We start from the raw sequence: 26,612 nt of genomic DNA, 5'->3' as shown, positions 1-26,612 counted from the left end.
AATCTCATGAAAAGCATCCTCGTCCCGATCGAAGACCATGGCCATATCGAGCCCCAGCTCGAGACCGCTCTCATGCTGGGCCGCACCTTTGACAGTTATGTCGAAGGACTGGCGATCACCCCCGATTACCCGGTCGTCCTGCCGGTGGATATCGCCATCGGCGTCCCCTCCCCGATCACCCCCGAAAACCGCATGGAAATGGCCCGCACCTGCCGGGAGCGGTTCGAGGGGATCATGACGACGAAGCAGATTTCCCGCTCCACCTCGGGCCTGTCGGGCCTGAGCTTCGGCTGGCGTCAGGACAGCCTGACGGAAGACGCCTTCCTGGGCGCGTATGGTCGCGTATTCGATACCATCGTGGTCGGGCGGCCCGACGGCTCCGATGGGCAGACCCGCCTTTCAACGGTCGAGGCAGCCCTTTTCGAGACCGGACGCCCCGTGCTGATCGCCCCACCGGTCGCTCCGCGCACTTTCGGCGAGATCGTGGTAATCGCCTGGAACCGAAGCACCGAGACGGCGCGGGCCGTTCTGGGCTCCATGCCACTGCTCAAGAAGGCCCGGCGCGTGATCGTGCTGGAAATCGAGGATTGGGGTGTGCCCGGCCCCTCGGGCGCGGAGCTCGTCCGGTCGCTGCGGATGCACGACATCCCTGCTGAAGCCATGATGGCGACCGACCCGTCCGACAAGCCGGGCGAGGTCATCCTGGCGGAATCTGCCGGGCTCGGCTGCGATCTCCTGGTCAAGGGCGCCTATACCCAAAGCCGCCTCAGACAGATGTTCTTCGGCGGCGCGACGAGCCATATCCTTGGCAACACCACGATTCCGGTCCTCATGGCTCATTGAGGCGAGGCGCTCAGTGATCAAGGATCCTGCCGTTATCCTGGACGACCGCTTCAAGCGGCTGATCATCGGCTCCGCGCGGCTCGAAAAGCTGGCGGACGGATGCCGCTGGGCGGAAGGTCCCGCCTATTTCCCGGCCGGCCGCTATCTGGTCTGGAGCGACGTGCCCAATGACCGCCTGATGCGGTTCGACGAGACTTCGGACACGGTCAGCATGTTCCGCTCCCCGTCCGGCTACGCGAACGGCAACACGGTGGACCGCCAGGGCCGCCTCGTCACCTGCGAGCACGGCAACCGGCGGGTGACGCGCACCGAGCATGACGGCTCGATCACGGTCATCGCGAGCCATCACGACGGCAAGCGTTTCAACAGCCCTAACGACGTTGTTGTGAAGTCGGACGGCTCGATCTGGTTCACGGACCCGGCTTACGGCATCGACTCGGATTATGAGGGGCATAAGGCGGAGAGCGAGATCGGCGCCTGCCATGTTTATCGCGTCGATCCCAATGACGGTGCGGTCAGAATCGCGGCGGATGACTTCGTCAGGCCCAACGGCCTGGCCTTCTCCCCAGACGAAAAGATTCTCTACGTGGTCGATACCGGCGCGACCCATGTCGATGATGGGCCGCGACATATCCGGGCATTCAAGGTCGGCGATGATGGCAGCCTGTCGGGAGGCAATGTATTCGCCACCTGCACCGAAGGGCTCTTCGACGGTTTCCGTCTGGACGAAGCCGGGCGGATCTGGACCAGCGCGGGCGACGGCGTTCATTGCTTCGAGACGGACGGCACGCTGATCGGCAAGATCCTGGTGCCGGAGGGCGTCGCGAACGTAGTCTTCGGCGGCGTGAAGCGAAACCGCCTCTATATCTGCGCCACCACGTCGCTTTACGCGGTCATGCTTCCCGTCAACGGCGCAAAGACTTTCTGAAGCAGAGCATTTTTCGGCGAAGTGGACCCGGTTCGCCGTCAAAAGTGGACCCGGTTCGCCGTCAAAAAATGCGGCCTAATAAGAAAGAGAGACGATTCCACGCATGTGGAAGCGGCTCTAGTGCTTCCGTAGACTTGTATCGCGGGGGCGCTTCCACCATGAATGCGCTCCATGAGCCACACAGTTTCGAGACCAGCGCAGAAGATTCGTTCCGGTGCCATGCTCGGCATCGGGCTGATGCTGCTCGGCGTCTTCCTCTTCGCCATGAACGACGTCATGGGCAAATGGCTCGTGGCGACCTATTCGGTAGGGCAGGTCCTGCTGCTTCGCAGCGTTGCCGCGCTGGCGGTTCTTTTGCCGCTGATGCAACGGCAAAAGGTGCCGTTTGCGATACCGCCTCAGCCGGGGCTGCATGCGCTGCGCATCGTTCTATCGACGGGCGAGGTCGCCTGCTTCTATTGGGCCGTGACCTATCTACCGCTGGCCGATGTGATGACCTATTATCTGGCCGGACCGATCTATGTCGCCGCATTTGCCGCATTCTGGCTCGGCGAGAAGATTGACACGCCGCGCATGCTCGCCATCGGCGTCGGATTCGTCGGTGTGCTGATCGCCCTTCGGCCCTCGCCCTCCACTTTCTCCCTGCCCGCGCTCGTGGCGCTCACGGGCAGCGTCTCCTACGCGCTGCTCATGGTTACGACGCGCAAGCTGCGCGAGACGCATGATGCAACGCTGGTGCTGGGGCAAATTCTTGGAGCGTTGCTCTTCGGCATCGTCATGGCCCCCCTCGCCTGGGTGACCCCAAGCGCACTCGAACTGACAGGCCTCTTTCTGCTCGGCATCGTGTCCATGGGCGGACATGCCTGCGTCAACCGCTCGCTCAAGAGCGCGCCTGCTTCCGTGGTCGCGCCCTATCAGTACACACTCATCATTTGGGCCATCTTGCTCGGCTATCTCGCGTTCGGCGATGTCGTCGAGTTCTGGACGCTGGTGGGTGCCGCTGTCATCTGCATAGCCGGCTTGGTACTCATCCTTCTCGAAAGGGAAGCGGCGCGGCGCGGTCGGGTCGCGAAGGACATTCCACCTCCGGTGCTGCCGGAAAGTTGATTGGCACGATGTTCCGCTCTCCACAGACTGCCCAAGAAACGAACTTGACAGAAACTGAGGCGAGACGATCAATGACGAAACAAAAATACACGGGGAGTCCGATGCGCCTATCGCTCAAAATCGCTGCCGCAACGGCAGGAATCTTTTTCGCCAGCTCTGCTTTCGCGCAGGACATCAAGGTCGCGCTGATCGCCGGTAAGACCGGTCCGCTCGAGGCTTATGCCAAGCAGACCGAAGCCGGCTTCATGATGGGCCTGGAATATCTCACCAAGGGCACGATGGTCGTCAACGGCCGCAAAATCCAGGTGATCGTGAAGGACGACCAGCTCAAGGCCGATCTCGCCAAGACGCTGCTGGAGCAGGCTTATAACGACGACAAAGTAGACCTCGCCGTCGGCACCACCTCGTCCGCTGCCGCTCTCGCGATGCTGCCTGTCGCCGAGGAGAATGGCAAGGTTCTGATCGTGGAGCCCGCGGTGGCCGATGCCATCACAGGCGACAAGTGGAACCGCTTCATCTTCCGCACCGCTCGCAACTCGACGCAGGATGCTTACGGCGCTGCCGCCGCCATTCCGGCAACCGGCGACGTAACTATCGCGACGCTCGCACAGGATTACGCCTTCGGCCGTGACGGCGTCGCAGCCCTCAAGAACGCGCTTGCCGAAATCCGCCCGAATGCGAAGGTGGTGTTCGAGGAATACACTCCGCAGAATGCGACGGACTTCACCGCTTCCGCGCAGCGCATCTTCGACGCGCTAAAAGACAAGCCGGGCAAGAAGATCATCAACATCATCTGGGCCGGTCAGCACCCGCTGCCGAAGATCGCCGACCTGAAGCCGGAGCGCTTCGGCATCGAGATCGCGCCCGGCGGCAATATCCTGCCCGCCATGCAGATCTACAAGAACTACCCCGGCATGGAAGGCGCGGTGTATTACTACTATGCCTTCCCGAAGAACGAGATGAATGATTGGCTCGTCGCCGAGCACCAGAAGCGCTTCAACTCTCCGCCGGACTTCTTCACCGCAGGCGGCTTCGCGGCTGCTTCCGCAGTGGTCACCGCCATCCAGAAGGCAGGCGGCACCGATACCGAAAAGCTGATCACGGCCATGGAAGGCATGACCTTCGAGACGCCGAAGGGCTCCATGACTTTCCGCAAGGAAGATCACCAGGCACTGCAGGCCATGTATCACTTCAAGGTCAAGGCGAACGGCAAGGATGCCAACGATCTGCTCGACCTCGTCGACACGATCCCGGCCGACAAGATGCCGATCCCGGTTCGCAACAAGCGCTAAGCACAAGCTGTGACCCCATCATCGACGACAACGCCCGCGCTGGAAACACGCGGGCTTACCATTCGGTTTGGCGGTCATGTGGCCGTCAACGACGTGTCGTGCCGGTTCACCCCCGGCACGCTCACGGCCATTGTCGGTCCGAACGGCGCCGGCAAGACAACCTTTTTCAACCTGATCTCAGGCCAGCTGCGTGCCAGCGCCGGTCAGGTGCTGGTCGAGGGAGAGGACATCACGTCCCTGCCCGCCTCCGCGCGCGCCAAACGCGGTCTCGGACGCGCCTTCCAGCTGACCAATCTCTTTCCGCAACTGACAGCCCTCGAGAATGTGCGTCTCGCCGTTCAGAGCCGCGCCAATGCTGGCGGATCGCTGTTCACCATGTGGAACAGCCGACGCGATCTCATCGAGAAGGCGGATCACATTCTCGAGCGCGTGCGCCTCGCCGATAAGCGGAACGTCGCGCCGAAAGCGCTCTCGCATGGCGACCAGCGCAAGCTCGAAGTGGCCCTTCTCATCGCCATGGAGCCGAAGATCTTCATGTTCGATGAGCCGACCGCCGGCATGAGCGTGGACGAGGTGCCGACCGTGCTCGAGCTCATTCAGGACATCAAGCAGCGCAGCGACGCCACCGTGCTTCTCGTGGAGCACAAGATGGACGTTGTCCGCTCGCTCGCCGACCGTATCATCGTGCTGCATAACGGCGCCCTCGTCGCCGATGGCGACCCGGCGGAGGTCATCGCCTCACCCGTGGTGCAGGAAGCTTATCTCGGCGTGGAGGCAAGCCATGGCTGAGGCCCTGCTGGAACTCACCGGCGTTCACACGCATATCGGCCCTTATCACATCCTGCACGGCGTCGATTTCGCCATTCCCGCAGGCGAGCTGACGATGCTGCTCGGCCGCAACGGCGCGGGCAAGACGACGACGCTGCGCACCATCATGGGATTGTGGCAGGCCTCTTCCGGCACGATCCGGTTCGACGGCCGCGACATCACGAAAAGCAGCACGCCGGACATCGCCCGCTCCGGCATCGGCTATGTGCCGGAATCCATGGCGATCTTCACCGATCTCACCGTGCGCGAGAACATCGTGCTGGCAGCCCGCAGCGGTCCGGTCGATTCCACGCGCCTGGACTGGATGCTTGGGCTCTTCCCGGCTCTCAAGCGTTTCTGGAACCTGCCTGCAGGCAACCTCTCGGGCGGGCAGAAGCAGATGCTCGCCATTGCCCGCGCCATCGCGGAGCCGCGCCGCCTGCTCCTGATCGACGAACCGACCAAGGGCCTCGCGCCCGTCATGGTGCGCAGCATGATCGAGGCCTTCAAGGCGCTGAAAGCCGCAGGCGAGACGATCCTGCTGGTCGAGCAGAACTTCTATGCAGCCACGCAGCTCGGCGACAATGTCGTCGTCATGGATGACGGGCGCATCGTGCATACCGGCCCCATGATCGACATGGTGACCGACAAGAACCTGCAGCAGCGCCTCCTCGGCCTTTCCCTGGATGCCCATCAATGACCGACATGGCTGCCCAAACCACCGCATCGTCCGAGCCATTGCCGCGCACCAAGACGGATTGGATGCCGCTCGCGCTCGTACCCGCCCTCGCCTTGCTCGCCCTGCCCTTCATAGGCAGCGGCTCGACCTGGGTGACGCTGACCGTCGCAGGCCTTGCGATGGGTATGATGATCTTCCTCATGGCGTCCGGCCTCACGCTGGTCTTCGGCCTGATGGACATCATCAATTTCGGCCACGGTGTATTCATCTCGCTCGGCGCATACGCGACCCTCATCGTTGTTGGGCCGCTCGCAGGCTGGGGACAGGCTGACTCCGTCTGGTTGAACCTGGGACTTCTCTTCCTGTGCATCCTCGTCGCCATGACGGTGACCGGCATTGTCGGCGCGGTGTTCGAACGCGTCATCGTGCGCCCCGTCTACGGCAGCCATCTCAAGCAGATCCTGGTCACCATGGGCGGCCTGATCGTCGCCGAGCAAGCGATCCATGCGATCTGGGGCGCTTCGCCCATTCCGCTTCAGCTGCCGCAAACCCTGCGCGGCGCCTTCGTCATCGGCGACATCGTGATGGAGCGCTACCGCGTGGTCGCGGTGTGCATCGGGCTCGTAGTCTTCATCGGCATGCAGCTCCTTCTCAACCGCACACGCATCGGCCTTCTGATCCGCGCGGGCGTCGAGAATCCTGAAATGGTGGAAGCGCTCGGCTACCGCATCCGCCAGCTCTTCGTCAGCGTGTTCGTGGCGGGCTCAGCTCTCGCCGGGCTCGGTGGCGTCATGTGGGCTTTCTACCGCCAGACGCTCACTGCCGGCATGGGCATGGAAGTGATGGTGCTGGTCTTCATCGTCATCATCATCGGCGGTCTCGGCTCCGTCGGCGGCTGTTTCGTGGGCTCGATTCTGGTGGCGCTCGTCGCGAACTATGTCGGCTTCATCGAGCCCAAGCTCGCCCTTATCTCCAATATCCTTGTCATGGCTCTCGTGCTGATCTGGCGTCCGCAGGGCCTCTTTCCGGTAGCGCGCCGATGAGCACTTCCTTCAGCCCACCTCTCGCCTTCGACGAGAGCCGCAAGCGCGGCGGCATCCTGAACAGCCTTCTCTCGTCGGATTACCCGCGCTCAAAAGCGCTGAGCCTGATCCTGATCGGGATTTTTGTGGTGCTGGCGCTCACGCCCTTCCTGTTCTCCGGCAGCCAGCCCTTGAGCACGGCGGCGAAGATCTGCGTCTTCATCGTGCTCGTGGCAAGCTTCGATCTGCTGCTCGGCTATACGGGCATCGTGTCCTTCGCCCATACGATGTTCTTCGGCATCGGCGGCTACGGCATCGCCATTGGTCTCGAACGTCTTGGAGCCACCTGGACGTCGGCAGGTATCGGCCTTCTCGTCGCGCTGGCTCTCTCAGCCGTTCTGGCTGTCGCCATCGGGCTCCTGTCGTTGCGTGTCCGCGCGATCTTCTTTTCCATGATCACACTCGCGGTAGCATCCGCCATGGCCGTGCTGGCCTCGCAGCTTTCCACCCTCACCGGCGGCGAGGACGGTTTGTCCTTCCAGCTGCCCTATGCTCTTCGCCCCGCCTTCAGGCTGTTTGCGGAGCCCGTCTTCAGCGTCGTGATCAATGGACGCCTAGTGGCTTATTACCTGCTCTTCTTCGTCTCGCTCGGCATGTTCCTGCTGCTCCTGCGCATCGTGAATTCTCCCTTCGGACGTGTACTTCAGGCGATCCGCGAGAACGAGTTCCGCGCCGAGGCGCTCGGCTACAGGGTCGTCGCCTACCGCACCGCAGCCTCCGTCATCTCTGCCCTTGCCGCCACCGTCGCTGGAGCGCTGATGGCCCTTTGGCTGCGTTATAACGGGCCGGACACCACCCTCTCCTTCTCAATCATGATCGACATCCTCCTCATGGTCGTCATCGGCGGCATGGGAACGATGTATGGAGCCGTCATTGGCGCTGCCCTCTTCGTCCTCGCGCAGAGCTACCTTCAGGTGCTCATGGGCGTCGGCAGCACGGCCCTAGCGGGCATTCCGCTCCTGCCCAACCTGATCCATCCGGATCGTTGGCTGTTGTGGCTTGGCGCACTGTTCATCATCAGCGTCTATGCCTTCCCGGGAGGCATCGTCGGGCGCCTGCAACAAAGCAAGCAATAAAGGCTGAGGCGGAAACTTAGCAGGCCTCAGACGTTTTCTTCCGAAACAGCGGAGGAAGCCTGATGAGCCGTGCGTTTGTTCGCGAAGCCGAAGGCGGAGAAGCCTTCGAGAACCTGCCCGACCGGACCTTGAGCCCGCACCACCTCGTGACGGCAAACGGCCTAGCCCTCATGGATGGAGCGATCGAGCGCCTGACACGCAGTCTCGAAGCCGCCAAAACCGGGGATGACAAGGCTGAAATTGCCCGTGTCTCCCGCGATCTGCGCTATTGGTCGGCCCGGAGGGTTTCGGCCGAGCTCGCCTCGCCTCCGACCGATGCAACCCGTGTCCGCTTCGGCGCCCGCGTGACCTTCGAGCGCAAGGATGGAAAGCAGCAGAGTTACGAGATTGTCGGGGAGGACGAGGCCGACCCCACGAAGGGGAAGCTGTCCTATGTCTCTCCCCTTGCCCAAGCTCTGCTCGGCAAAGAAGTGGGAGATACCATTCCAGTCGGATCCACCACCGCCGAGATCACCGGGATCGAAATTTAGGCGCCTTCGTTGAGGGATGCGTAATAGGCGCGTTTGGCCTCGTACATCAGTAGGTCGGCGCGCTTGACCACGGCTTCCAGCCGCTCTCCGGGCTCGCTGGTCGCCATACCCATCGAGAAGCTGAGAGGCAGGCCGGAATAGAACTGGTTGTTGACCTCGAGCAGGTTCTCGATGCTCTCCATGACGACGAGGCCATCTCGCTCATCCGTACCGGGCAGCAAAACGGCAAACTCATCCCCACCGATCCGGGCCGCATAGGAAGGCTTGTCGACAGCCTTGGCCAGCACCTCGCCGGCACGCCTCAGCAGGGCATCCCCTGCCGCGTGGCCGAGCTGATCGTTGGCTAGTTTCAGGCCGTTCAGATCGATGATGATGATCGTGACGGGTAAAGGCCCCTTGCGCTCAAGGCGGTTGAGCTCATCCACATAGAAGGAGCGGTTGTAGAGCTTCGTCAGCACGTCGTGCTTGCCGAGATATTCGAGATAGGCCTCGGCGCGCTTGCGGGCGGTGATGTCCGTCAGAGCCAGTTGAACCTGCGACCAGTCATGTTCGTAGCCGGGCAGCACGGAGAATTGCAGGTGCAGATGCAGCTCATCGCCGGCCAGAGAGTAATTCACCACCTCGCGCTGCTGGAAGATGCGGCCATGCCATAGATCGATCAGCTGCTCGCGGAAATGCTCCTGCATCTCCTCGCGAAGAACCTCTCCGAGATTGCCGAGCAGGTGCGCCTTATCCTCCGCGGCGAAGAGTTGGAGGGTGTGCTTGTTCACGTCGATCACGCGGATTTCGCTCACGCAGCGCGCGACGAATTCGGGATGCACGTCGGTGAAGGTCCGGAAATCGCTGATGCCCTGGCGACGCACATCGTCGAGCAACTGCTTCACCGCGCTGAAATCCTCAACCCAGAGCGACACGGGTGAATGCTCGAAAAGACCGCGGGCATAGATCTCGCTCCTGGCGAGCTTGCGCTGTGCCATCTCCCGCTCGGTCACATCTTCGATGGCAACCAGAACCCGATCCCATTTGTCTTCGTGTCCCGGCAGGATCGATCCGTTGAGCTGAATATCCAGACGCTTGCCGGAGAGAGTGTAGTTGACCGTATTGCTGCAGAATTCGAGCTTGCCGTCCCACAACTGCACCAGCTCATCGATATGAGCGTTGAGCATGTCATTGCGGAAAATGTTGCCGAGGTTCGAAACGAGGTGCGGCAAGTCATCGGCTTCGAACAGAGACAATGTCTTGCGGTTCACCTTGATCACGCGAATGCAGCCCGAGCAGGCGCGCACTCTTTCAGGGTCCGCCAGCAGATGACTGCGCAGTGAAGTGACGCCCGCGGCCCGCCACTCGTCGAAGAGCTGCTTCAGGCCGCTATAATCCTCAAGCCAAAGGGAAACGGGTGCCAGCTGGAACATGCCGGCATCGTCCTGGCTCTCGCCTGAAAGCTGAGCCTTGAGAATGTTTGCATTGGAGTGAAGCATGGGAGGCCTGCGAGATTAGTCGTCTTGGCCGCACTTCACCGCCTCAAGGCGATGTAATACTAGATCAATGCATTCAATTTTTCGGCAATGGCAGCTTACCGAGAACGAAATATTGTCAGGTGTGGACTTGCTGCACCTTGGCCGTTGGCACAATCGCGGTGGCCTCGATTTCGAGGCGGGCCTTTTTCTCTACGAGACGAACCACCTGGACGAGCGCCATGGCCGGAAAATGCGCCCCGAACACCTCACGGTAGGCACGGCCGAGGTCACGCAGATTTGCGAGATATTCTTCGATATCCACCACATACCAGGTGAGCCGCACCAGATGGCGCGGCTCTGCCCCGCCTTCGGCCAGGATCGCGCGGATGTTTTCGAAGATCTGCCGCCCCTGGCTGACGAAATCTTCGGCGAGATTCTCGGTCTCGTCCCAGCCGATAATGCCGCCCGTGACGAGCAGCCTTCCCTCGGCGAGCATGCCGTTGGCATAGCCCTTCGGGGTCGGCCAATTCTTGGGATTGAGGACTTCAGGACCGTCCATGTCCGATGCAGCAATTGCGTTCTGAATCGTCACTTTCCATTCTCCTGCCGACCTTCGGCCACGCCACGCTTCGGCACCATCTTCACGAGTTCACGCGCGATGACGACCTTCTGAACTTCAGTCGCGCCTTCATAGATGCGCAAAGCCCTGATCTCGCGGTAAAGCTCCTCAACCTTGACGCCCTTCGTCACGCCGAGCCCCCCGAAAATCTGAACGGCCTTGTCGATGACGGCTTGCGCTGATTCGGTAGCGTGCATCTTGGCCATTGCGGCCTCACGCGTGACACGCGCCGCACCCTGATCTTTCGTCCAGGCTGCGCGATAGACGAGAAGCGCCGATGTGTCCACAGCCGTCGCCATATCCGCGAGGGCTGCCTGGGTCAGCTGGAGATCCGCCAGCGGCGCGCCGAAGAGTTGACGAGAGGATGCGTGCCGCAAGGCGTCATCCAGCGCTCGACGCGCCAGTCCGAGAGCCGCTGCTCCCACGGTCGAGCGGAAAATGTCGAGCGTCGCCATGGCGACCTTGAAGCCTTCGCCCGGACCGCCGATGCGCTGCGAGAGCGACACGCGACAATTCTCGAACCGCAATGTCGCGAGAGGATGAGGCGCAATCACCTCAATCCGGTTCTCGATAGTCAGTCCCGGCGTTTCAGCATCGACGACGAATGCTGAGATACCCTTCGCCCCAGGCGCTTCACCCGTTCGCGCGAAGACCACGTAGTGATCGGCAATGCCGCCATTCGAAATCCAGGTCTTCACGCCATCGATGCGCACATGATCGGGCCCATCCGGCACAGCCGTCGTGCTCATGGCGGCCACGTCAGATCCGGCATCGGGCTCCGACAATGCAAAGGCCGCAATCGCCTCACCCTGCGCCACGGCGGGAAGATATCTGCGCTTCATCTCTTCTGACCCGAAGAGCGTGATGGGACCTGTTCCAAGGCCCTGCATCGCAAAAGCGAAATCAGCCAATCCATCCCGATAGGCCAGCGTCTCTCGAGCGAGGCAAAGAGAGCGCACATCGAAACGATGATGGAGCCCGCCATAGGCTTCCGGCACGACCGCCTTCAGCCATCCGCCCTCGCCCAAGCGCCGCACAAGACGGCGACACGAAGCATCGACGTTGTGATGCTCGACAAGCGGGTGAATTTCGCGCTCGGACCATTCCTGCAACGCCGCCGTGAAAGTGCGGTGCCGCTCTTCGAAGAACGGCCAGGAGAGAAAGCTTGCATCCAGCATGTCAGTCTCCCTGGAACACCGGCTTTTCTTTTGCGGCGAAGGCACGATAGGCGCGGGCGAAATCTTCCGTCGTCATGCAAAGTGCCTGGGCCACGGCTTCGGCCTCAATGGCTTCCTCGACAGACATGGCCCATTCCATCGCAAGCATGCGTTTGGTCATAGTGTTGGCGAAGGTCGGACCGGTTGCAATGGAGCGCGCAAGTTCCTGCGCGGATTGCAGCACAGCCGTGGCATCTACGATGCGGCTGAAGAAGCCCCAGCGCTCACCCTCCTCCGCGTTCATGAAGCGCCCCGTATAAAGCAGTTCCGAGGCACGCCCCTGGCCGATGATACGCGGAAGAATGGCGCAGGCGCCCATGTCACAGCCCGCCAAGCCCACCTTGTTGAACAGAAAAGCCACCTTGGCGCCCTGCGCTGCCACGCGAATGTCCGACGCCATGGCGATGATCGCGCCCGCACCGGCGCAAATTCCCTCGACGGCGGCGATAACCGGTTGAGGTGCGGCGCGCATGGCTTTCACGAGCTCACCCGTCATTCGCGTGAACGCCGTAAGCTCTTTCGTACTCATTTCAACCAGGGGTCCGATGATCTCGAACACATCGCCGCCGGACGAGAAATTGCCGCCCGCACCCGTGACGACGATAACCTTAACCTGCTCATCCTTCGCGCAGGCATGGAAGAAATCCGTCAGCTCGCGATAGCTTTCGAAGGTCAGCGGGTTCTTCTTCTCGGGACGGTCGAGCGTCACCGTCGCAACAGGGCCATCGACGGACAGGCGGAAATGCTGCGGCCGATAATCGGAGAGCGGAAGCGTCGTCGCATTGGCGTAGATCACGAGCGATCTCCTTTCATGATAGCATTGCGCGCGGATAGCTTGGTCTTGGCAAGGAGGCGCATCAAATCCTTCTGATCCTTCTGCGTCAGATCTCCGAACAATTCGGCAATCCAAGATTCATGCTCGGTCGCCATGGTGCGAAACTCAGTCCGGCCGCTCTCAGTGAGGCTAATGACAAGCGCGCGCCTGTCTTCGGGAGAGACGCGGCGGTCGAGATGACCGGAGGTAACGAGCCTCTCCACCAATCCCGTCAGGTTTCCGTTCGAAACCATCATGCGCTTGGACAGATCGGACAAGGTCATGCCATCCGGCGCCTTGTCGAGCTGCGCCATGAGGTCGAAACGTGGAAGCGTGACGTCGAAGCTTTCACGCAGCCGGCGTCGAACCTCACCTTCAATGAGCGTCGAGCAGGTCAAAAGCCTGAGCCACAAGCGTAGCTCGTCCCGATGATCCTCCGGCATCTCGACTGCCTTTGTTTCGGCATCGAGCGGTATCATGCGGTCGTCCATATCAAACCTCTCCGCCGGCGACGGCGATTGCCTGCCCCGTCACCGAGCGCGCGCCCTCGCTGCATAACCACAACACAGTCTGAGCAACTTCGGACGGCTCGATGAGCCGCCCTTGGGGGTTGTGTTTCGTCATTTCTTCGAGAGCCTGCTCGCGCGTGCGCCCCGTCTTCGCGATGATGCGATCCAGGCTCTCCGCCACGAGGTCCGTGTCGGTGTAGCCGGGACAGACCGCATTCACGGTCACCCCAGTTCGGGCTGTCTCAAGGGCGAGAGCCCGAACGAAGCCGATGACGGCGTGCTTGGCCGCGCAGTAGGCGCTCACATAAGGATAGCCTTTGAGCCCCGCCGTCGACGCGATGGCGATAACACGCCCGAAGCGCCGCTCCGTCATGCCGCCCAGCACCGCCTGCGTGACATTCGTGACGCCGAGCAGGTTCACATCGAGCATCTGGCGGAAGAGTTCGGGCGTCGATTTCGTGAATGGGGCAGAGACAGCCGTTCCCGCATTGGCGACAAGAAGATCCACCGGACCGTTTCGGGACACAGCATCGGACACAGCCGCCTGCACCATGTCGAAATTGGAAACGTCAGACACGATTGCCGCATGCGCCGCGCGGTCAGCGACCGCACGTTCAAGCGTTTCCGCCTGACGCCCAAGGATCGTCACGGTCGCACCCGCTTCCGTGAGACTACGAGCGATGGCGAGGCCGATGCCACGCCCGCCGCCGGTCACGAGAGCATGCCGACCTTTCAGGGACTCGATATTCATCTCATTCCGCAGCGAGGGATTTCCCGCCGCTCTCCATTTTCAGCTCGGCCCTCGTCTTCGGCTTCGCCTTGATCTTCAGCTCTTCCAAATCCTGCTTCTCACGAACGGAGTTGCGGAAGATCTGGTCCTTGCCCGGCAGGTATTGCGGCGGGCTGTGAATGTCCTTCACCCCATACCAGGCCGCGGCTTTCATGGTGAAGAACGGATCGACGAGATGCGGCCGTCCGAGAGCCACGAGATCGGCCCGTCCAGCAGCCAGGATCGTGTTGACCTGATCGGCGGTCGTGATGTTGCCCACGCACATGGTGGACACGCGCGCCTCGTTTCGGATCTGATCGGAAAACGGCGTCTGGAACATGCGCCCATAGATGGGCCGCGCCTCGCGCACCGTCTGCCCTGTCGAGACATCGACGAGATCGACGCCATGCTCGGAGAAGACGCGCGCAATTTCGACCGCATCGTCGCTCCCGATTCCGCCCTCGGCCCAATCCGTGGCGGAGATGCGCACAGACATGGGCTTATGCGAGGGCCAGGCCGCCCGCATGGCATCGAAGATTTCAAGCGGGAAACGCAAGCGGTTCTCAAGCGATCCGCCATATTCGTCCGTGCGCCGGTTGGTCAGCGGCGAGAGGAAGCTTGCGAGCAGGTATCCGTGCGCGCAGTGCAATTCGAGCATATCGAATCCCGCGCGCTCGCCTCGCTCCGTCGCATCGACGAACTGGGCCTTGATCCGGTCCATATCCTCACGGCCGACTTCACGCGGAACGCGGCTGTCGGGGAAATAAGGGATGGGCGAAGCCGAGAAGATATCCCATTCGCCGTCTTCAAGCGGCCGGTCCATGCCATCCCACATCAGCTTCGTCGCGCCCTTGCGGCCCGCATGACCTAGCTGGAGGCAGATCTTGCCGGCGGAATTGGCGTGCACGAAATCGACGATGCGCTTCCAGGCCGCCTCCTGTTCGTCATTCCACAATCCGGTACAGCCCAGCGTGATCCGCGCTTCCGGCGATACACAGGTCATCTCCGTGAAGATCAAGCCGGCGCCACCCGTCGCGCGCGATCCGTAATGGACCAGGTGCCAATCGCCCGGCACGCCATCTTTCGCCGAATACATGTCCATCGGCGACATGACGACCCGGTTCGGAAGCACCATGTCCCGCAACCGGAACGGTTGGAACATTGGCACCGTCGGCCTGCCGGTCGATACATCGAAGCCCTGGCGCTGAACCTGCGCCGCGAAAGTGCGGTCGACAGCATCGACGAATTCCGGAGCGCGCAGGCGCAGGCTGTCATAGGTGATCGCCTTCGCACGCGTCATCACGCCAAATGCGAATTGCACCGGGTCGAAATCCCAGAAGCGCGCCACATGCTCGAACCAGACGAGCGAGACATCGGCCGCGTGCTGTGTCTTCTCAACTTCTTCGCGCCGCCCCGTCTCGTAAAGGGACAATGCACCATCGACACTCGGCTCGCGCCGGAAGGCTTCATACAGAGCGATGGCGTCCTCCATGGCGAGCTTCGTGCCCGAGCCGATGGAGAAATGCGCCGACGCCTTGGCGTCACCCAGCAGCACCTTGTTGCCGAGAACCCAACGCTTGCTGCGGATCATCGGGAAGTTGCGCCAGATCGAGCGGTTCGTGAGGATGCGGTGCCCGTTCAGGAACCATCCGAAGATCCGCTCCATGAGTGCCGCAGACTCTTCCTCGCTCATCCAGGCAAGTCCGGCGCGCTCGAAGGTATCGGGGTCGGTTTCGAAAACCCAGGTCGAGCGATTCGCCTCATACTGATAGGCATGGGCGATGAACGGCCCCCATTCCGTCTCCTGGAAAATGAAGGTGAAGGCATCGAGAGGCTTCGTCGAGCCCATCCAGGCGAATTTGTTGGGCCGCAGATCCACCTCGGGCTGAAAATGCTCCGCATAGCGCTCGCGAAAACGGCTGTTGATGCCGTCGGCAACCACGACGAGATCGGCATCTGCGAAAAGGCTCTCGTCATCCACATCCACATCATAGCGGAGCTTCACGCCGAGCTCGGCGGCGCGATCCTGGAGGATGAGCAGCAGGGTCCTGCGCGAACAGCCGCAGAACCCGTTCCCGCCGATGCGATGCTCGTTCCCCTTGAAGTGAATGGCGATGTCGTCCCAATAGGCGAACTCGCTGACGATCCGCTGGTAGCTCGGCAGGTCATATTTCTCGAAATTGTCGAGAGTGGCATCGGAGAAGACGACACCGAAGCCGAACGTCTCATCGGCGCGGTTGCGCTCATAGACCGTGATGTCGGCATCCGGCTTCTGTTTCTTCATCAGAATCGCGAAATAGAGCCCCGCCGGGCCGCCACCGATGATCGCCGTCTTCATGTAAGCCTACCTACGAAAACCGAAATTATTTTAAGCTTAAAGTATTTTCCGGGCAAGAGGCCTGAGGCAATTACGCCGAAAGGCTTAATCCTCGGATGCTTCGGCCCTTCAGACCGCGGTGGATTCCGGCTGCTTCTGCTCCTCCTGTGCCAAGCGGCGCAGCTCGAACCTTTGCAGTTTGCCTGTCTGGGTTCGCGGCAAAGCCTCGACGTATTCGATGGCCCGCGGGTATTTGTAGGGAGCGATCTCGGCCTTCACATGCTCCTGCAGAGCCTTCGTGAGGGCGGGATTGGGTTCATGACCGGGCCTCAGCACGACATAGGCCTTGACGATCATGCCGCGCCCATCGTCGGGCGCTCCGACAACGCCGCATTCGGCCACTGCAGGATGTGTTAGAAGCGCGGCTTCCACGTCAGGACCCGCAACATTGTATCCGGAAGAGATAATCATGTCGTCGGAGCGGGCCTGATACCAGAAGTACCCGTCCTCATCCATGAGGTAGGTATCACCGGTGATGTTCCAGCCGTTCTGCACGTATTTGCGCTGACGCTCATCGGCGAGATAACGGCATCCGGTCGGGCCGCGCACGGCAAGGCGCCCGATGCTGCCGGGAGGAAGGTCCCTCCCGTCGTCGCCAATCACCTTGGCCTCGTAACCGGAAACTGGCCTGCCGGTCGCACCAGGGCGGATTTCATCTTCTTTAGCTGCGATAAAGATGTGCAGCATTTCCGTCGCGCCTATGCCGTCCATCAGCTTGATATTGGTCGCTGCCTGCCATGCATCGAATGTCGCCTTCGGCAGCGCCTCTCCGGCGGAGACACATTTGCGTAAGGAGGAGATGTCAAAGCCTTCGAGCTTCGACAGCATGGCGCGGTATGCGGTTGGCGCCGTGAAGCAGATCGTCGCCTTGTATTGTTGAATGGCAGGGAGAAGATCGTCCGGGCCGGCCCTCTCAAGCAACACGGTCGATGCGCCCATCCGCATCGGGAACAGGACGATGCCGCCGAGACCGAAGGTGAAGGCCAACGGCGGCGAGCCGATGAAGCGGTCGCTGGACTCCGGACGCAGGACATTGCGGCCATAGCCATCGCAAATAGCGAGCATATCGCGATGGAAATGCATCGTGCCCTTCGGCTCACCGGTCGTGCCCGAGGTAAAGCCTATCAGGCACACATCGTCCGCAGCCGTATCCACTGCCTCGAACTCAGGCGAGGCCTCCGCCAGCATGGCATCGAGGCTACCGGGCGATCCATTGCCCCAGTAAACCACATGCTGAAGATCGGGAGATATCGCCTTGGCGCGCTCCATCTCATCGGCGAGACGGTAATCGCAAAGCGCGATGCCGATCTTCGCCTTCACGATGGGATAGGCGATCTCCTTGGCGCGCAGCAGGGGCATGGTCGCGACCACGACGCCGCCCACTTTGAGAACCGCGAGATAGGTTGCCACCATCATGGGATTGTTGGCGGAGCGCAGCAGCACGCGGTTGCCCGGCACGAAGCCCAGCTTGCTCACGAGGACATTGCAGATGCGATTCACCCGCTCCTGCAGAGTGCGATAGGTCAGGGTCTCATTGGGGGAAATGATGCAGATCTCATCGCCCCTGCCCTCATCGACCCATCGGTCGAGGAAGGCAACGGCACAGTTGAGACGTTCGGGATATTGCAGCTCGGGGCGCGTGAACCGGAAGCTAGGCCACTGATCGCTCGGCGGAAGATTGTCCCGCGCGAAGGTATCCACATGCGCCGTGTCCGCCATCGTCCGCTCCTCTGTTGTCCTGCCACGGATGCGTTTCGTGAGCCACGAACGGCTGAGGTTTCCTAGGGCGCGCAGAGGCGATCCCCGGCCTCGATGCACATGATGGATCACGCTCTCGCCATCTCGCCTTCCACTGCGGAAAAATCCGCTTGAAGAACTCTACGAATATTTTAATCTTAAAACAATCCTTGGCAATCCCCAAGGTTTCGGTTCACGATAGAAAGCCTTGAACAAAGGGAGTGTTCGTCAGGAAAAAATTGCGGCACATTAGCGCCGCCTTTCCGGCGAGGCCCAGGTCCCGCCGGCATAAAGACAACGCACCACAATGCAGTGCACGGGAACAGCCACTCGGGAGACAATCGATGAACGTGACTATGAAAACCCTTGGCCTGGCCGCGGCTCTCGGCCTCTCCGCCGCGCCGGCCATGGCCCAGGAGAAACTTAAAGTCGGCCTGCTGCTGACCCTCTCCGGCCCTTCCGCCGTGTTGGGCCAGCATGCCCGCGACGGCTTCCAGCTCGCCATGAAGGATCTCGGCGGCAAGCTCGGCGGGCGGGATGTGGAGGTCGTGATCGTGGACGACGAATTGAAGCCCGACGTGGCGGTCACGAAGGTGAAGGGCCTTCTGGAGCGCGACAAAGTTGATTTCGTGGTCGGCCCGATCTTCTCCAACGTGGCGGTAGCCACCCACAAGCCGATCGTCGACGCCAAGACGTTTTACATCAGCGTGAATGCCGGCCCGTCGAACCTGGCTGGAAAAAGCTGCAACCCCTATTTCTTCGCGACCTCCTACCAAAATGACCAGAGCCATGAAGTTCTCGGCAAGGTCGCGCAGGATCGCGGGTACAAGAAGGTCTATCTGCTCGCGCCGAACTACCAAGCCGGCAAGGACGCGCTCGCTGGTTTCAAACGCCACTACAAGGGCGAGATCGTCGAGGAATCCTACACTCCCCTCAACACGCTCGACTTCCAGTCGGAGCTTGCCAAGATCGCCTCGATGCAGCCTGACGCAATCTTCACCTTCATGCCCGGCGGCATGGGCGTGAACCTCGTCAAGCAGTACCGCGCGGCGGGACTGGCGGACCGTATCCCGTTCCTCTCGGCATTCACGGTCGACGAAACTAACCTGCCTGCGCAGCAGGATGCGGCCATCGGCATGCTCAGCGGCTCGAACTGGGCGCCGAACATGGACACGCCGGAGAGCAAGAAGTTCGTGGCTGCCTTCGAAGCGGCATACAATACGGTTCCCGCGGCCTACGCCATGCAAGCCTATGACGCCGCTCTCCTGATCGATTCCGCCCTCAAGGCTACCGGCGGCAAGACCGATGACAAGGAAGCGCTGCGCGCCGCCATCAAGAAAGCCGACTTCAAGTCCCTGCGCGGCGACTTCAAGTTCGGCGCCAACGGCTTCCCGATTCAGGACTTCTATCTGGTGAAGGCGGCAAAGCGAGCCGACGGCAAGCTCGAGACCGAGATCGTCGAAAAAGTGTTCGACAATTATACCGACGCCTATGCCAAGGAATGCACGGCGACGAACTGAGCTCGGCGTATCCGATACTCGATCCATCCCGGCATCGGTCGGGATGGATCAGGCCAAGCGATCACTCTTTCTAGAGCCTGCGGGTCATAACCCGCATGATGGAAGCCCCATGCCGGCAAAGCGCCAATGACCGCCACACTTCTGCTCATTCAGGCTCTGAACGGCCTGCAGTTCGGGCTCATCCTCTTCCTGATCGCAGCGGGCCTCACATTGGTCTTCGGCGTCATGGACTTCATCAACCTCGCCCATGGCGTTCAGTATATGGTCGGCGCCTATCTCGTCGCCGCCTTCAGCGCATGGACAGGCAGCTTCGGGTGGGGGTTGCTGCTCGCGCTGCCAACAGCGCTCGCCTTTGGCCTGCTTCTCGAAGCTCTCGTCTTCCGTCATCTCTATGATCGCGATCACCTCGATCAGGTGCTCGCGACCTTCGGCGTCATCCTGTTTCTGAATCAAGGCGTGAAGTTCGTCTGGGGAGCAGCCCCGCTCAGCGTGCCGGTGCCGGACCTCTTGTCCAGCTCCATAGAAATCGCACCGGGCCTCCTCTACCCGGTCTACCGCCTTGCCATCATCGCGGCGGGCCTTGCAGTTGCCTGCCTCCTTTACGTGCTCGTCAGCCACACGCGCATCGGCATGCTGGTGCGGGCGGGAGCAAGCAACGCGCAGATGGTGTCGGCGCTGGGCGTGAACATCAAGCGCCTCTTCATGGTCGTGTTCGGCTTTGGCGCCATGCTGGCGGGGTTTGCGGGCGCGATGGTCGCTCCGATCCTCTCCGTGGAACCCGGCATGGGCGACAATATCCTCATCCTCGCCTTCGTCGTGATCGTGATCGGCGGCATCGGCTCCATTCGCGGCGCGTTTCTGGCAGCTCTCCTGATCGGTCTCGTCGACACGCTCGGACGGTCATTCGCCCCAAATCTGCTCAGGATTGTGCTGGACCCGTCGGCCGCCAGCCAGACCGGCCGCGCCATCGCACCGATGCTGATCTACATCTTCATGGCTGCCGTGCTGTTCTTCCGCCCCTCGGGCCTTTTTCCCGTCAAACGCTAAGGTGGATCGATGGCCGAAATAGCGCACATGCAAACCGCCTCGCCTTCGACCCCATTCAACAGAACTCTCGTCGTTCCCATCGTCCTGTTCGCCGCCTTCGCGGCGGCTCCCTTGCTTGCTGCCGTATCTGGCGCGGAAGGCTATGTTCTTTCGCTTCTTACACGCGTCATGATCTTCGGCATCGCTGCTCTGTCGCTCGACCTCATCCTCGGCTACGGCGCCTTGGTGAGCTTTGGGCATGCCGCCTTTCTCGGCATCGGCGGCTATGCGGTCGGCATCCTGGCAAGTCATGGATTCGAAGATGCACTGATTCAAATTCCTGTGGCGTTGGCGGCATCCGCCATCTTCGCCCTGGGGACGGGCGCAATCTCACTGCGCACCAAGGGTGTCTATTTCATCATGATCACTCTGGCCTTCGGTCAGATGCTCTTCTTTCTCGCCACCTCTCTCGCAGCCTATGGCGGCGACGATGGCATGACCCTGACGTCACGCTCTCTCCTGGCCGGATCGGATGTTCTGGAAGGCGATCTGGCATTCTACGTTTTCAGTTTTCTCTGCCTCGTCGGAACCTATTGCCTGTCCCGATCCATCGTCGCATCCCGCTTCGGACGCGTTCTGAGAGGTACGCGAGAAAATTCCGTGCGCATGGAAGCGGTCGGCTTTCAGCCCTTCCGCTATCAGCTGACCGCCTATGTCATCAGTGGCATGATGGCTGGCCTTGCAGGCTTCCTGCTGGCCAATCAGGCCGAGTTCGTGAGTCCTGCCTACATGACATGGCAGCGTTCGGGCGAGCTGATCTTCATGGTGGTTCTCGGCGGCCTCGGTTCCCTGCATGGAGCGGTGATCGGCGCGGCCGCCTTCCTGCTCCTCGAAGAGTTCCTGCCGGAAATCCTGCACAATCTGGCTTTTTTTATGAACGATGACATACGTTATCGTCTGGCCGAGAACTGGAAGATGGTATTCGGCCCACTTCTCATCCTCACCGTCCTATTCGCCCGTGGCGGCATCATGGGCATGCTGCGGAGGACCGACCATGGTTGAGACGCTCCTTCATGTGCAAAATCTGAAGAAGACATATGGCGCCCTGACAGTCACCGATGATGTCAGTCTCGCCATCAGGCCTGGGGAGTTGCATGCCATCATCGGCCCCAACGGCGCCGGCAAGACAACGTTGATCCACCAGATCTCCGGCACATTGGAATCTGATTCCGGACAGATCACCTTCGCTGGTGAGGACGTAACGAGATTGCCGATGGCGCAGCGCGCGAGACGAGGGCTCGCGCGATCTTTCCAGATTACGTCCATTCTTCCAGGCTTCTCCGCTATGGAGAATGTCGCGCTGGCCATTCAGGCACGCGCTGGATCGAGCTTTCGGTTCTTCGGCAATGCCTCGCAGGAAAGGGCGTTGAACGAGCCGGCCATGGAGTACCTCACGCAGGTGGGGCTCGGCTCGCGGGCGTCCATTCCAGCGGGTCTTTTGTCTCACGGCGAAAAACGGCAACTCGAACTCGCCATCGCACTCGCAACCAACCCCAAGCTCCTCCTGCTTGACGAGCCGCTGGCTGGAACGGGGCACGACGAGTCCCTGCGCGTCGTCGAGACGCTGAAGCGCCTGAAGGATCGTCTCACCATCATCCTGATCGAGCATGACATGGATGCGGTGTTCTCGCTTGCCGACCGTGTCAGCGTTCTCGTCTATGGCCGCGTGATCGCGACTGATACCCCGGAGCGGATCAGGGCCAATGCAGAGGTGCGCTCGGCCTATCTCGGCGAAGAGGAGATGGCCTGATGCTTTCCGTTCGTCAGTTGCAGGCCGGATACGGCGCAGCCCAGGTTCTGTTCGACGTTTCCCTGGATATCGGGGCCGGCGAGGTCGTTACCCTTCTCGGACGAAACGGCATGGGCAAGACCACGACAATCCGCTCCATCATGGGGCTTCTTCGCCCGCGCGGCGGCGAAATACGCTTCGATGGCACCGCCGTCACGGGGCTTGCTCCCTACAAGGTCGCCAAGAGCGGAATCGGTATCGTTCCCGAGGGGCGTCAGATCTTTCCCACCCTCACTGTCGAGGAAAACCTGATCGCGACAGCTGCCGACCGAACAGGCTCGCGCCGCTGGACGCTGAACGCGATCTACAGCCTCTTCCCTCGCCTCAAGGAGCGCCGCAGCAATCTCGGCACGCAACTGTCAGGCGGCGAGCAGCAGATGCTGGCGATCGGCCGTGCGCTCATGACCAATCCGAAACTGCTCATTCTCGATGAAGCAACAGAAGGCCTCGCTCCTTTGATCCGTGCGGAGATTTGGACCTGTCTGAAGCGGCTGAAGGCGGAACATCAATCCATTCTCGTGATCGACAAAAACATCAAGGCCCTTGCAAATTTTGCAGACCGCCATGTGATCATCGAAAAAGGACGTTCTGTCTGGTCCGGCACGAGCGCCGAATTGTTGGCGGACCATTCCATCACGGATCGCTATCTCCACGTATAGCCGAGGTCTCTCACATGACCAGCCATATCGATCTCGAGACCGAATACAACAACCGCGCCCGTGTGCCGGACCATCCAACGCATATTGCGGGCTGGCAGAAGGACGCCGCGGCTTATCGCCAGAGTACGAAATGCGAATTGGATCTCGCTTACGGCGATGGCGAGCGTCATCACGTCGATTTCTTCCACCCTGCAGATGGAAGAAATGATGGGCCGGTCATCCTCTTCATTCACGGCGGCTATTGGCAGTCCCTCGACAAATCCTATTTCAGCCACCTCGCCCGCGGCGCCAACGAACGCGGCTTCAGCGTGGCAATCCCGAGCTACGATCTCGCACCGGCAGCATCTCTTTCTCAGATCATCGCATGCATCGAGAGCGCCGCGAATTTCGTGATGAGGCGCACGGGTCGTTCTCTTGTCGCGACCGGCCACTCGGCAGGCGGGCACCTCTCGGCCTGTCTGATGGCAAGGCCCGCCACCCTCACGAGACCCGTCAATGCAGCGATACCGATTTCAGGTTTGTTCGAGCTTGCTCCGCTGGTGCCGACGTCCATCAACAAGGCGCTCGGCCTGTCCGTAGAAGAGGCACGGCGCTTGAGTCCGTTGGAGTGGACGCCGCCTGCCGGAGGACATCTCGCTGCCATCGTCGGCGGCGCGGAAAGCAGCGAATTTCTCCGTCAGTCCCGCTTGATCGCTGATCGGTGGAGTCATGAAGGGATTGCAACTCATTATTATGAGGTGCCAGGAGCCCATCATTTCGATGTCATCGCCGGCCTCACGGATGCGAGCGATCCTATCGTCCGGATCCTTAGCCAACTGGCGGCTTACGCCTAGCGCGTTATTGCGATCCTAGCGGTCGCTTGCCCTCGCAGCGAAAGTAACCTTCATTCGTCGGCACGAAGCTGATCGACGATGCCTTGGCTCATATAGGGGTGCCCAGCTTCGTTCAGCGCCCGGTCCAAGGCCTCGATTGCGGTGAGAATCTTTGTCAATTCGTCCGCCATCTCCACGGAAGGCAGCGGTGCTTCCGAGATCTGACGAGCTACTTCCCTCCGTCGTTTGACGAGGCTCTCGCGCGCAGAGTTCAGTTCCTGGATTTCCTCGGACGTCATGGGGCTCCTCGTCGTTACCGATCCTCTCAAGGATAATTCCGTTCGGCTGAATACGTTCACAGACGAGAAGAAGCAAGGGATGCAGGGCTCGGAGAAGAGCGAATGGACACGGGCGAACTACAAGCTTCGACGACGCAGGACGGGTCCTCGTGATTGCTCCGGCTGGCCGGACCTACGCAATTCGAAAACGGCATCCTGCAAAGCATCGACGGCGGCAACCGCCTGTGCCCGTGACGATGCGATCAACGCAGGATCGCGGGAGGCGAACCGATTGGCTATATAAGCCAAACGATTGCAACGCTCGGCCACCAAGCGCCGCGCTTCTTCAAGACGCCTCTCCGCCTTCACGGGAACGGCGACATCGTCGCATACCGATAGAACATCCCGGGTCAAATTTTCGGCCGAATACAGCCCCGAATATTCCTTGATCAGGGCGCGGACAATGCTCAGCGAACTACGGATTTCCTGTCGCAGAAGTGTGTCGTTGTTCATCGCGCTGCTTCCAAACGATTTGGCGGCCCTTCCTACCGGGGCGATAAACTCATATGACCCAAGTTCTCTAAAAAGTTCTTAGCCCTGCTTTCCCGCGGCAGCCGCCGACTCAGTCTTGATAGGATAAAGCAACGGTCCGGAGTTGTTGCGAGCGTAAGAATCCGACTGTGGGAAAAGGATCTTCTGAACGATGGGGCCGGCGACAATGCCAGCAACAAGAGCAAATGCAGCGACGATCACGCCAACTCGCCCGTAAAGAGCGGCCATATCCTTGAGTGCCATCGATGTCTCCTTGGACTGCTTCGCTCGAAGAATTTTAGGAAATACATTCCGCAGGGCCAAGGCTTGAACGAGATTTTAGCTGTCCGCGCTCTAGAGGAAGGCAGGTCACGAATGGCCAAGATTCAGGAAACCAAGGTAATTTTTCATCAACCATGACAGTGAAATAGTTATCCACAGCCCTAAGAATGTGATCGCATTCTTACATATAGTTACAAAACAGAGGCCAGGGATGCATCTCTGTTTCACAGAATGTGGTAATTTCTAGTCACGATCATCGTCCAGCGAGATCCCCAAACTCATCTGAACAAACCTGTCTGCTTGGTATTGGAAGCAAGATACAAGCGGAAACTCAGCCGATGCCATTTTCAAGCACATTCAAACCGTCGAAACAGCACGAAGGTCTCGGCGCCGAATTTTACGACGTCGTCGAACCGGCCCGATTTCCGCAGCACGTGTTGCGTTACAGAAATCAGCGCTGGGCCGCCCGCATCGGCCTCGAAGAACTGACGGATAAAGAGTGGATCATGCACTTCGGTGAGTTCACGCCACTCCCTGGAAGCCTGGAGCACCCACTCGCTTTGCGCTATCACGGCCATCAGTTCCGAACCTATAATCCACATCTCGGCGATGGCCGCGGCTTTCTCTTCGCCCAAATGCAGGAGCATGAGAATGGACGTCTTCTCGATCTCGGCACGAAGGGCAGCGGCCAAACGCCCTGGTCACGCCATGCGGATGGACGATTGACTCTTAAGGGCGGTGTGCGCGAGGTGCTGGCCACGGAGATGCTGGAAGCGCTCGGCGTCGAAACATCGAAGAGCTTCAGCTTGATCGAGACCGGCGAAGAACTCGAGCGAGGTGACGAGCCCTCCCCCACGCGCTCGTCCGTACTGGTGCGCCTCAACCATTCCCACATCCGGATCGGCACATTTCAGCGGCTGCTCTACCTTGATGACGCGCTTCGTATAGAGCAACTGCTCGATTATACGATCCAGGCCTACATGCCTGATGTGTGGCGTGAGAGGGCGGAAGATCGTGCAGTCGCTTTTCTGGAGGAGGTCTGCAGACGCGTGGCGCGCATGGGCGCGCAATGGATGGCAGCGGGCTTCGTACATGGGGTGTTGAACACGGATAACATCAATGTCACTGGCGAGAGCTTCGATTATGGCCCATGGCGTTTTTTGCCTGCCTATGACCCGTCCTTCACAGCCGCCTATTTCGACGAGACAGGACTCTATGCCTTCGGACGGCAGCCCGATGCCCTTATATGGAATCTCTTCCGACTGGCAGAGTGCTTTCTCCCGCTCGCGGCGCAAGGTACGCTGGAAGCAGCCTTAGGTGCTTTCGAACCCGCATTGCACGAGGAATTCCCAAAGACAATTCTTCGAAGGCTCGGCCTACGTTCCAACGGGCGAGAACGGGATAGCATTCTTGCCAGGGCGCTTTGGACCTTCCTTCACGAAACGCGGGCGCCCTTCGAGCAAACTTTCTTCGATTGGTATGGAGGGCTTGCGAGCGGTGAACGTGCCAAGAATAGCCCATCCGAACTGATTTACTCTCAACCTGCCTTTGATCCTCTTCGCTCGGCCTTGAAAGGTTATGTGCCTAGGACTGACCTTACGCTCGAGCATCCTTATTTTGCGCGACAGGTTCCATGTACGCTGCTTATCGATGAAGTGGAAGCGCTGTGGAAGCCAATCGCTCAATCGGATGATTGGTCAGCCTTCAACCATAAGCTTCGTGACATCCGCTTGATGGCTGATGCTTACGGCAGAAGAGGCCCCTGAGACTTTTATGTACGCGACAAGAAGCGCTCGTAAGGTTGCTCGCGCC

General features: G+C 60.5%; 27 protein-coding genes. 16 read left to right on the top strand and 11 right to left on the bottom strand.

Annotated features, from left to right (window positions below):
* Window positions 1-6 precede the first annotated feature (6 nt).
* From AB4Y85_RS05820 to AB4Y85_RS05780, 9 genes are all read left to right on the top strand, one after another.
* Window positions 7-843 (top strand): universal stress protein, encoded by an 837-nt coding sequence (locus AB4Y85_RS05820; protein ID WP_441983919.1) that lies wholly within the window; start codon window positions 7-9, stop codon window positions 841-843.
* Between the two features lie 13 nt (window positions 844-856).
* On the top strand, window positions 857-1,771 hold the full coding sequence (locus AB4Y85_RS05815) for an SMP-30/gluconolactonase/LRE family protein (RefSeq protein WP_441983918.1): 915 nt from the start codon (window positions 857-859) through the stop codon (window positions 1,769-1,771).
* Window positions 1,772-1,942: 171 nt separating this feature from the next.
* Window positions 1,943-2,878 carry a DMT family transporter gene (locus AB4Y85_RS05810; RefSeq protein ID WP_441983917.1) on the top strand — a complete coding sequence of 312 codons (936 nt, stop codon included), beginning with the start codon at window positions 1,943-1,945 and terminating at the stop codon, window positions 2,876-2,878.
* Window positions 2,879-2,979: 101 nt separating this feature from the next.
* Window positions 2,980-4,170, top strand: coding sequence for a substrate-binding domain-containing protein (locus AB4Y85_RS05805; RefSeq protein WP_441983916.1), 1,191 nt, complete (start codon window positions 2,980-2,982; stop codon window positions 4,168-4,170).
* Between the two features lie 9 nt (window positions 4,171-4,179).
* Window positions 4,180-4,959: an ABC transporter ATP-binding protein gene (locus AB4Y85_RS05800; protein ID WP_441983915.1), complete on the top strand. Its 780-nt coding sequence runs from the start codon at window positions 4,180-4,182 to the stop codon at window positions 4,957-4,959.
* Window positions 4,952-5,677: an ABC transporter ATP-binding protein gene (locus AB4Y85_RS05795; protein ID WP_441983914.1), complete on the top strand. Its 726-nt coding sequence runs from the start codon at window positions 4,952-4,954 to the stop codon at window positions 5,675-5,677. The genes AB4Y85_RS05800 and AB4Y85_RS05795 overlap by 8 nt, the downstream gene beginning before the upstream one ends.
* Window positions 5,674-6,699 carry a branched-chain amino acid ABC transporter permease gene (locus AB4Y85_RS05790; RefSeq protein ID WP_441983913.1) on the top strand — a complete coding sequence of 342 codons (1,026 nt, stop codon included), beginning with the start codon at window positions 5,674-5,676 and terminating at the stop codon, window positions 6,697-6,699. The genes AB4Y85_RS05795 and AB4Y85_RS05790 overlap by 4 nt, the downstream gene beginning before the upstream one ends.
* Window positions 6,696-7,814, top strand: coding sequence for a branched-chain amino acid ABC transporter permease (locus AB4Y85_RS05785; protein ID WP_441983912.1), 1,119 nt, complete (start codon window positions 6,696-6,698; stop codon window positions 7,812-7,814). Before AB4Y85_RS05790 ends, AB4Y85_RS05785 begins: the two co-directional genes overlap by 4 nt.
* 62 nt (window positions 7,815-7,876) lie before the next feature.
* Window positions 7,877-8,344, top strand: coding sequence for a GreA/GreB family elongation factor (locus tag AB4Y85_RS05780; RefSeq protein ID WP_441983911.1), 468 nt, complete (start codon window positions 7,877-7,879; stop codon window positions 8,342-8,344).
* Here the strand turns inward: AB4Y85_RS05780 and AB4Y85_RS05775 are convergent.
* From AB4Y85_RS05775 to AB4Y85_RS05740, 8 genes are all read right to left on the bottom strand, one after another.
* A complete protein-coding gene (locus tag AB4Y85_RS05775; protein WP_441983910.1) occupies window positions 8,341-9,822 on the bottom strand; it encodes a diguanylate cyclase domain-containing protein in 1,482 nt (493 codons plus the stop codon). The genes AB4Y85_RS05780 and AB4Y85_RS05775 overlap by 4 nt on opposite strands.
* Window positions 9,823-9,937: 115 nt before the next feature.
* On the bottom strand, window positions 9,938-10,360 hold the full coding sequence (locus AB4Y85_RS05770; protein WP_441984016.1) for a RidA family protein: 423 nt from the start codon (window positions 10,358-10,360) through the stop codon (window positions 9,938-9,940).
* A 29-nt stretch (window positions 10,361-10,389) separates the two neighbouring features.
* Window positions 10,390-11,598: an acyl-CoA dehydrogenase family protein gene (locus AB4Y85_RS05765; RefSeq protein ID WP_441983909.1), complete on the bottom strand. Its 1,209-nt coding sequence runs from the start codon at window positions 11,596-11,598 to the stop codon at window positions 10,390-10,392.
* A 1-nt stretch (window position 11,599) separates the two neighbouring features.
* Window positions 11,600-12,433, bottom strand: coding sequence for an enoyl-CoA hydratase family protein (locus AB4Y85_RS05760; RefSeq protein WP_441983908.1), 834 nt, complete (start codon window positions 12,431-12,433; stop codon window positions 11,600-11,602).
* On the bottom strand, window positions 12,430-12,942 hold the full coding sequence (locus AB4Y85_RS05755; protein ID WP_441983907.1) for a MarR family winged helix-turn-helix transcriptional regulator: 513 nt from the start codon (window positions 12,940-12,942) through the stop codon (window positions 12,430-12,432). The genes AB4Y85_RS05760 and AB4Y85_RS05755 overlap by 4 nt, the downstream gene beginning before the upstream one ends.
* A 1-nt stretch (window position 12,943) precedes the next feature.
* Complete coding sequence (locus tag AB4Y85_RS05750; protein ID WP_441983906.1) at window positions 12,944-13,711, bottom strand: SDR family NAD(P)-dependent oxidoreductase; 768 nt, start codon at window positions 13,709-13,711, stop codon at window positions 12,944-12,946.
* Between the two features lies 1 nt (window position 13,712).
* On the bottom strand, window positions 13,713-16,067 hold the full coding sequence (locus AB4Y85_RS05745) for a bifunctional salicylyl-CoA 5-hydroxylase/oxidoreductase (RefSeq protein WP_441983905.1): 2,355 nt from the start codon (window positions 16,065-16,067) through the stop codon (window positions 13,713-13,715).
* Between the two features lie 108 nt (window positions 16,068-16,175).
* Window positions 16,176-17,825 (bottom strand): benzoate-CoA ligase family protein, encoded by a 1,650-nt coding sequence (locus AB4Y85_RS05740; RefSeq protein ID WP_441983904.1) that lies wholly within the window; start codon window positions 17,823-17,825, stop codon window positions 16,176-16,178.
* A 362-nt stretch (window positions 17,826-18,187) separates the two neighbouring features.
* Here AB4Y85_RS05740 and AB4Y85_RS05735 point away from each other — a divergent pair, with 362 nt between their 5' ends.
* From AB4Y85_RS05735 to AB4Y85_RS05710, 6 genes are all read left to right on the top strand, one after another.
* Window positions 18,188-19,363 carry an ABC transporter substrate-binding protein gene (locus AB4Y85_RS05735; RefSeq protein ID WP_441983903.1) on the top strand — a complete coding sequence of 392 codons (1,176 nt, stop codon included), beginning with the start codon at window positions 18,188-18,190 and terminating at the stop codon, window positions 19,361-19,363.
* A gap of 126 nt (window positions 19,364-19,489) precedes the next feature.
* A complete protein-coding gene (locus AB4Y85_RS05730) occupies window positions 19,490-20,410 on the top strand; it encodes a branched-chain amino acid ABC transporter permease (protein ID WP_441983902.1) in 921 nt (306 codons plus the stop codon).
* Between the two features lie 9 nt (window positions 20,411-20,419).
* Entirely contained in the window at window positions 20,420-21,451 is a 1,032-nt protein-coding gene (locus tag AB4Y85_RS05725; protein WP_441983901.1) for a branched-chain amino acid ABC transporter permease, read from the top strand.
* The gene (locus AB4Y85_RS05720) at window positions 21,444-22,199 is read left to right on the top strand and encodes an ABC transporter ATP-binding protein (RefSeq protein ID WP_441983900.1); all 756 of its coding nucleotides are present in this window, start codon (window positions 21,444-21,446) and stop codon (window positions 22,197-22,199) included. The genes AB4Y85_RS05725 and AB4Y85_RS05720 overlap by 8 nt, the downstream gene beginning before the upstream one ends.
* Window positions 22,199-22,897, top strand: coding sequence for an ABC transporter ATP-binding protein (locus tag AB4Y85_RS05715; protein ID WP_441983899.1), 699 nt, complete (start codon window positions 22,199-22,201; stop codon window positions 22,895-22,897). The genes AB4Y85_RS05720 and AB4Y85_RS05715 overlap by 1 nt, the downstream gene beginning before the upstream one ends.
* A gap of 14 nt (window positions 22,898-22,911) precedes the next feature.
* On the top strand, window positions 22,912-23,730 hold the full coding sequence (locus AB4Y85_RS05710; protein WP_441983898.1) for an alpha/beta hydrolase: 819 nt from the start codon (window positions 22,912-22,914) through the stop codon (window positions 23,728-23,730).
* A 50-nt stretch (window positions 23,731-23,780) separates the two neighbouring features.
* On the opposite strand, the gene AB4Y85_RS05705 is transcribed toward AB4Y85_RS05710, so the two are convergent.
* The 3 genes from AB4Y85_RS05705 to AB4Y85_RS05695 form a co-directional block, all read right to left on the bottom strand.
* Window positions 23,781-24,008 (bottom strand): hypothetical protein, encoded by a 228-nt coding sequence (locus AB4Y85_RS05705; protein WP_441983897.1) that lies wholly within the window; start codon window positions 24,006-24,008, stop codon window positions 23,781-23,783.
* A 117-nt stretch (window positions 24,009-24,125) separates the two neighbouring features.
* Window positions 24,126-24,500, bottom strand: coding sequence for a hypothetical protein (locus AB4Y85_RS05700; RefSeq protein ID WP_441983896.1), 375 nt, complete (start codon window positions 24,498-24,500; stop codon window positions 24,126-24,128).
* 78 nt (window positions 24,501-24,578) lie between these two features.
* Window positions 24,579-24,782 (bottom strand): hypothetical protein, encoded by a 204-nt coding sequence (locus AB4Y85_RS05695; RefSeq protein ID WP_441983895.1) that lies wholly within the window; start codon window positions 24,780-24,782, stop codon window positions 24,579-24,581.
* Window positions 24,783-25,138: 356 nt separating this feature from the next.
* On the opposite strand from AB4Y85_RS05695, the gene AB4Y85_RS05690 reads away from it, so the two are divergent.
* Window positions 25,139-26,566, top strand: coding sequence for a protein adenylyltransferase SelO (locus tag AB4Y85_RS05690; RefSeq protein ID WP_441984015.1), 1,428 nt, complete (start codon window positions 25,139-25,141; stop codon window positions 26,564-26,566).
* The last annotated feature ends 46 nt before the right edge of the window (window positions 26,567-26,612 follow it).

The organism is Microvirga sp. 2YAF29 (genome assembly GCF_052114605.1).
In the GTDB taxonomy this organism is placed as follows: domain Bacteria; phylum Pseudomonadota; class Alphaproteobacteria; order Rhizobiales; family Beijerinckiaceae; genus Microvirga.
This window is presented reverse-complemented; position numbering and strand designations above follow the sequence as displayed.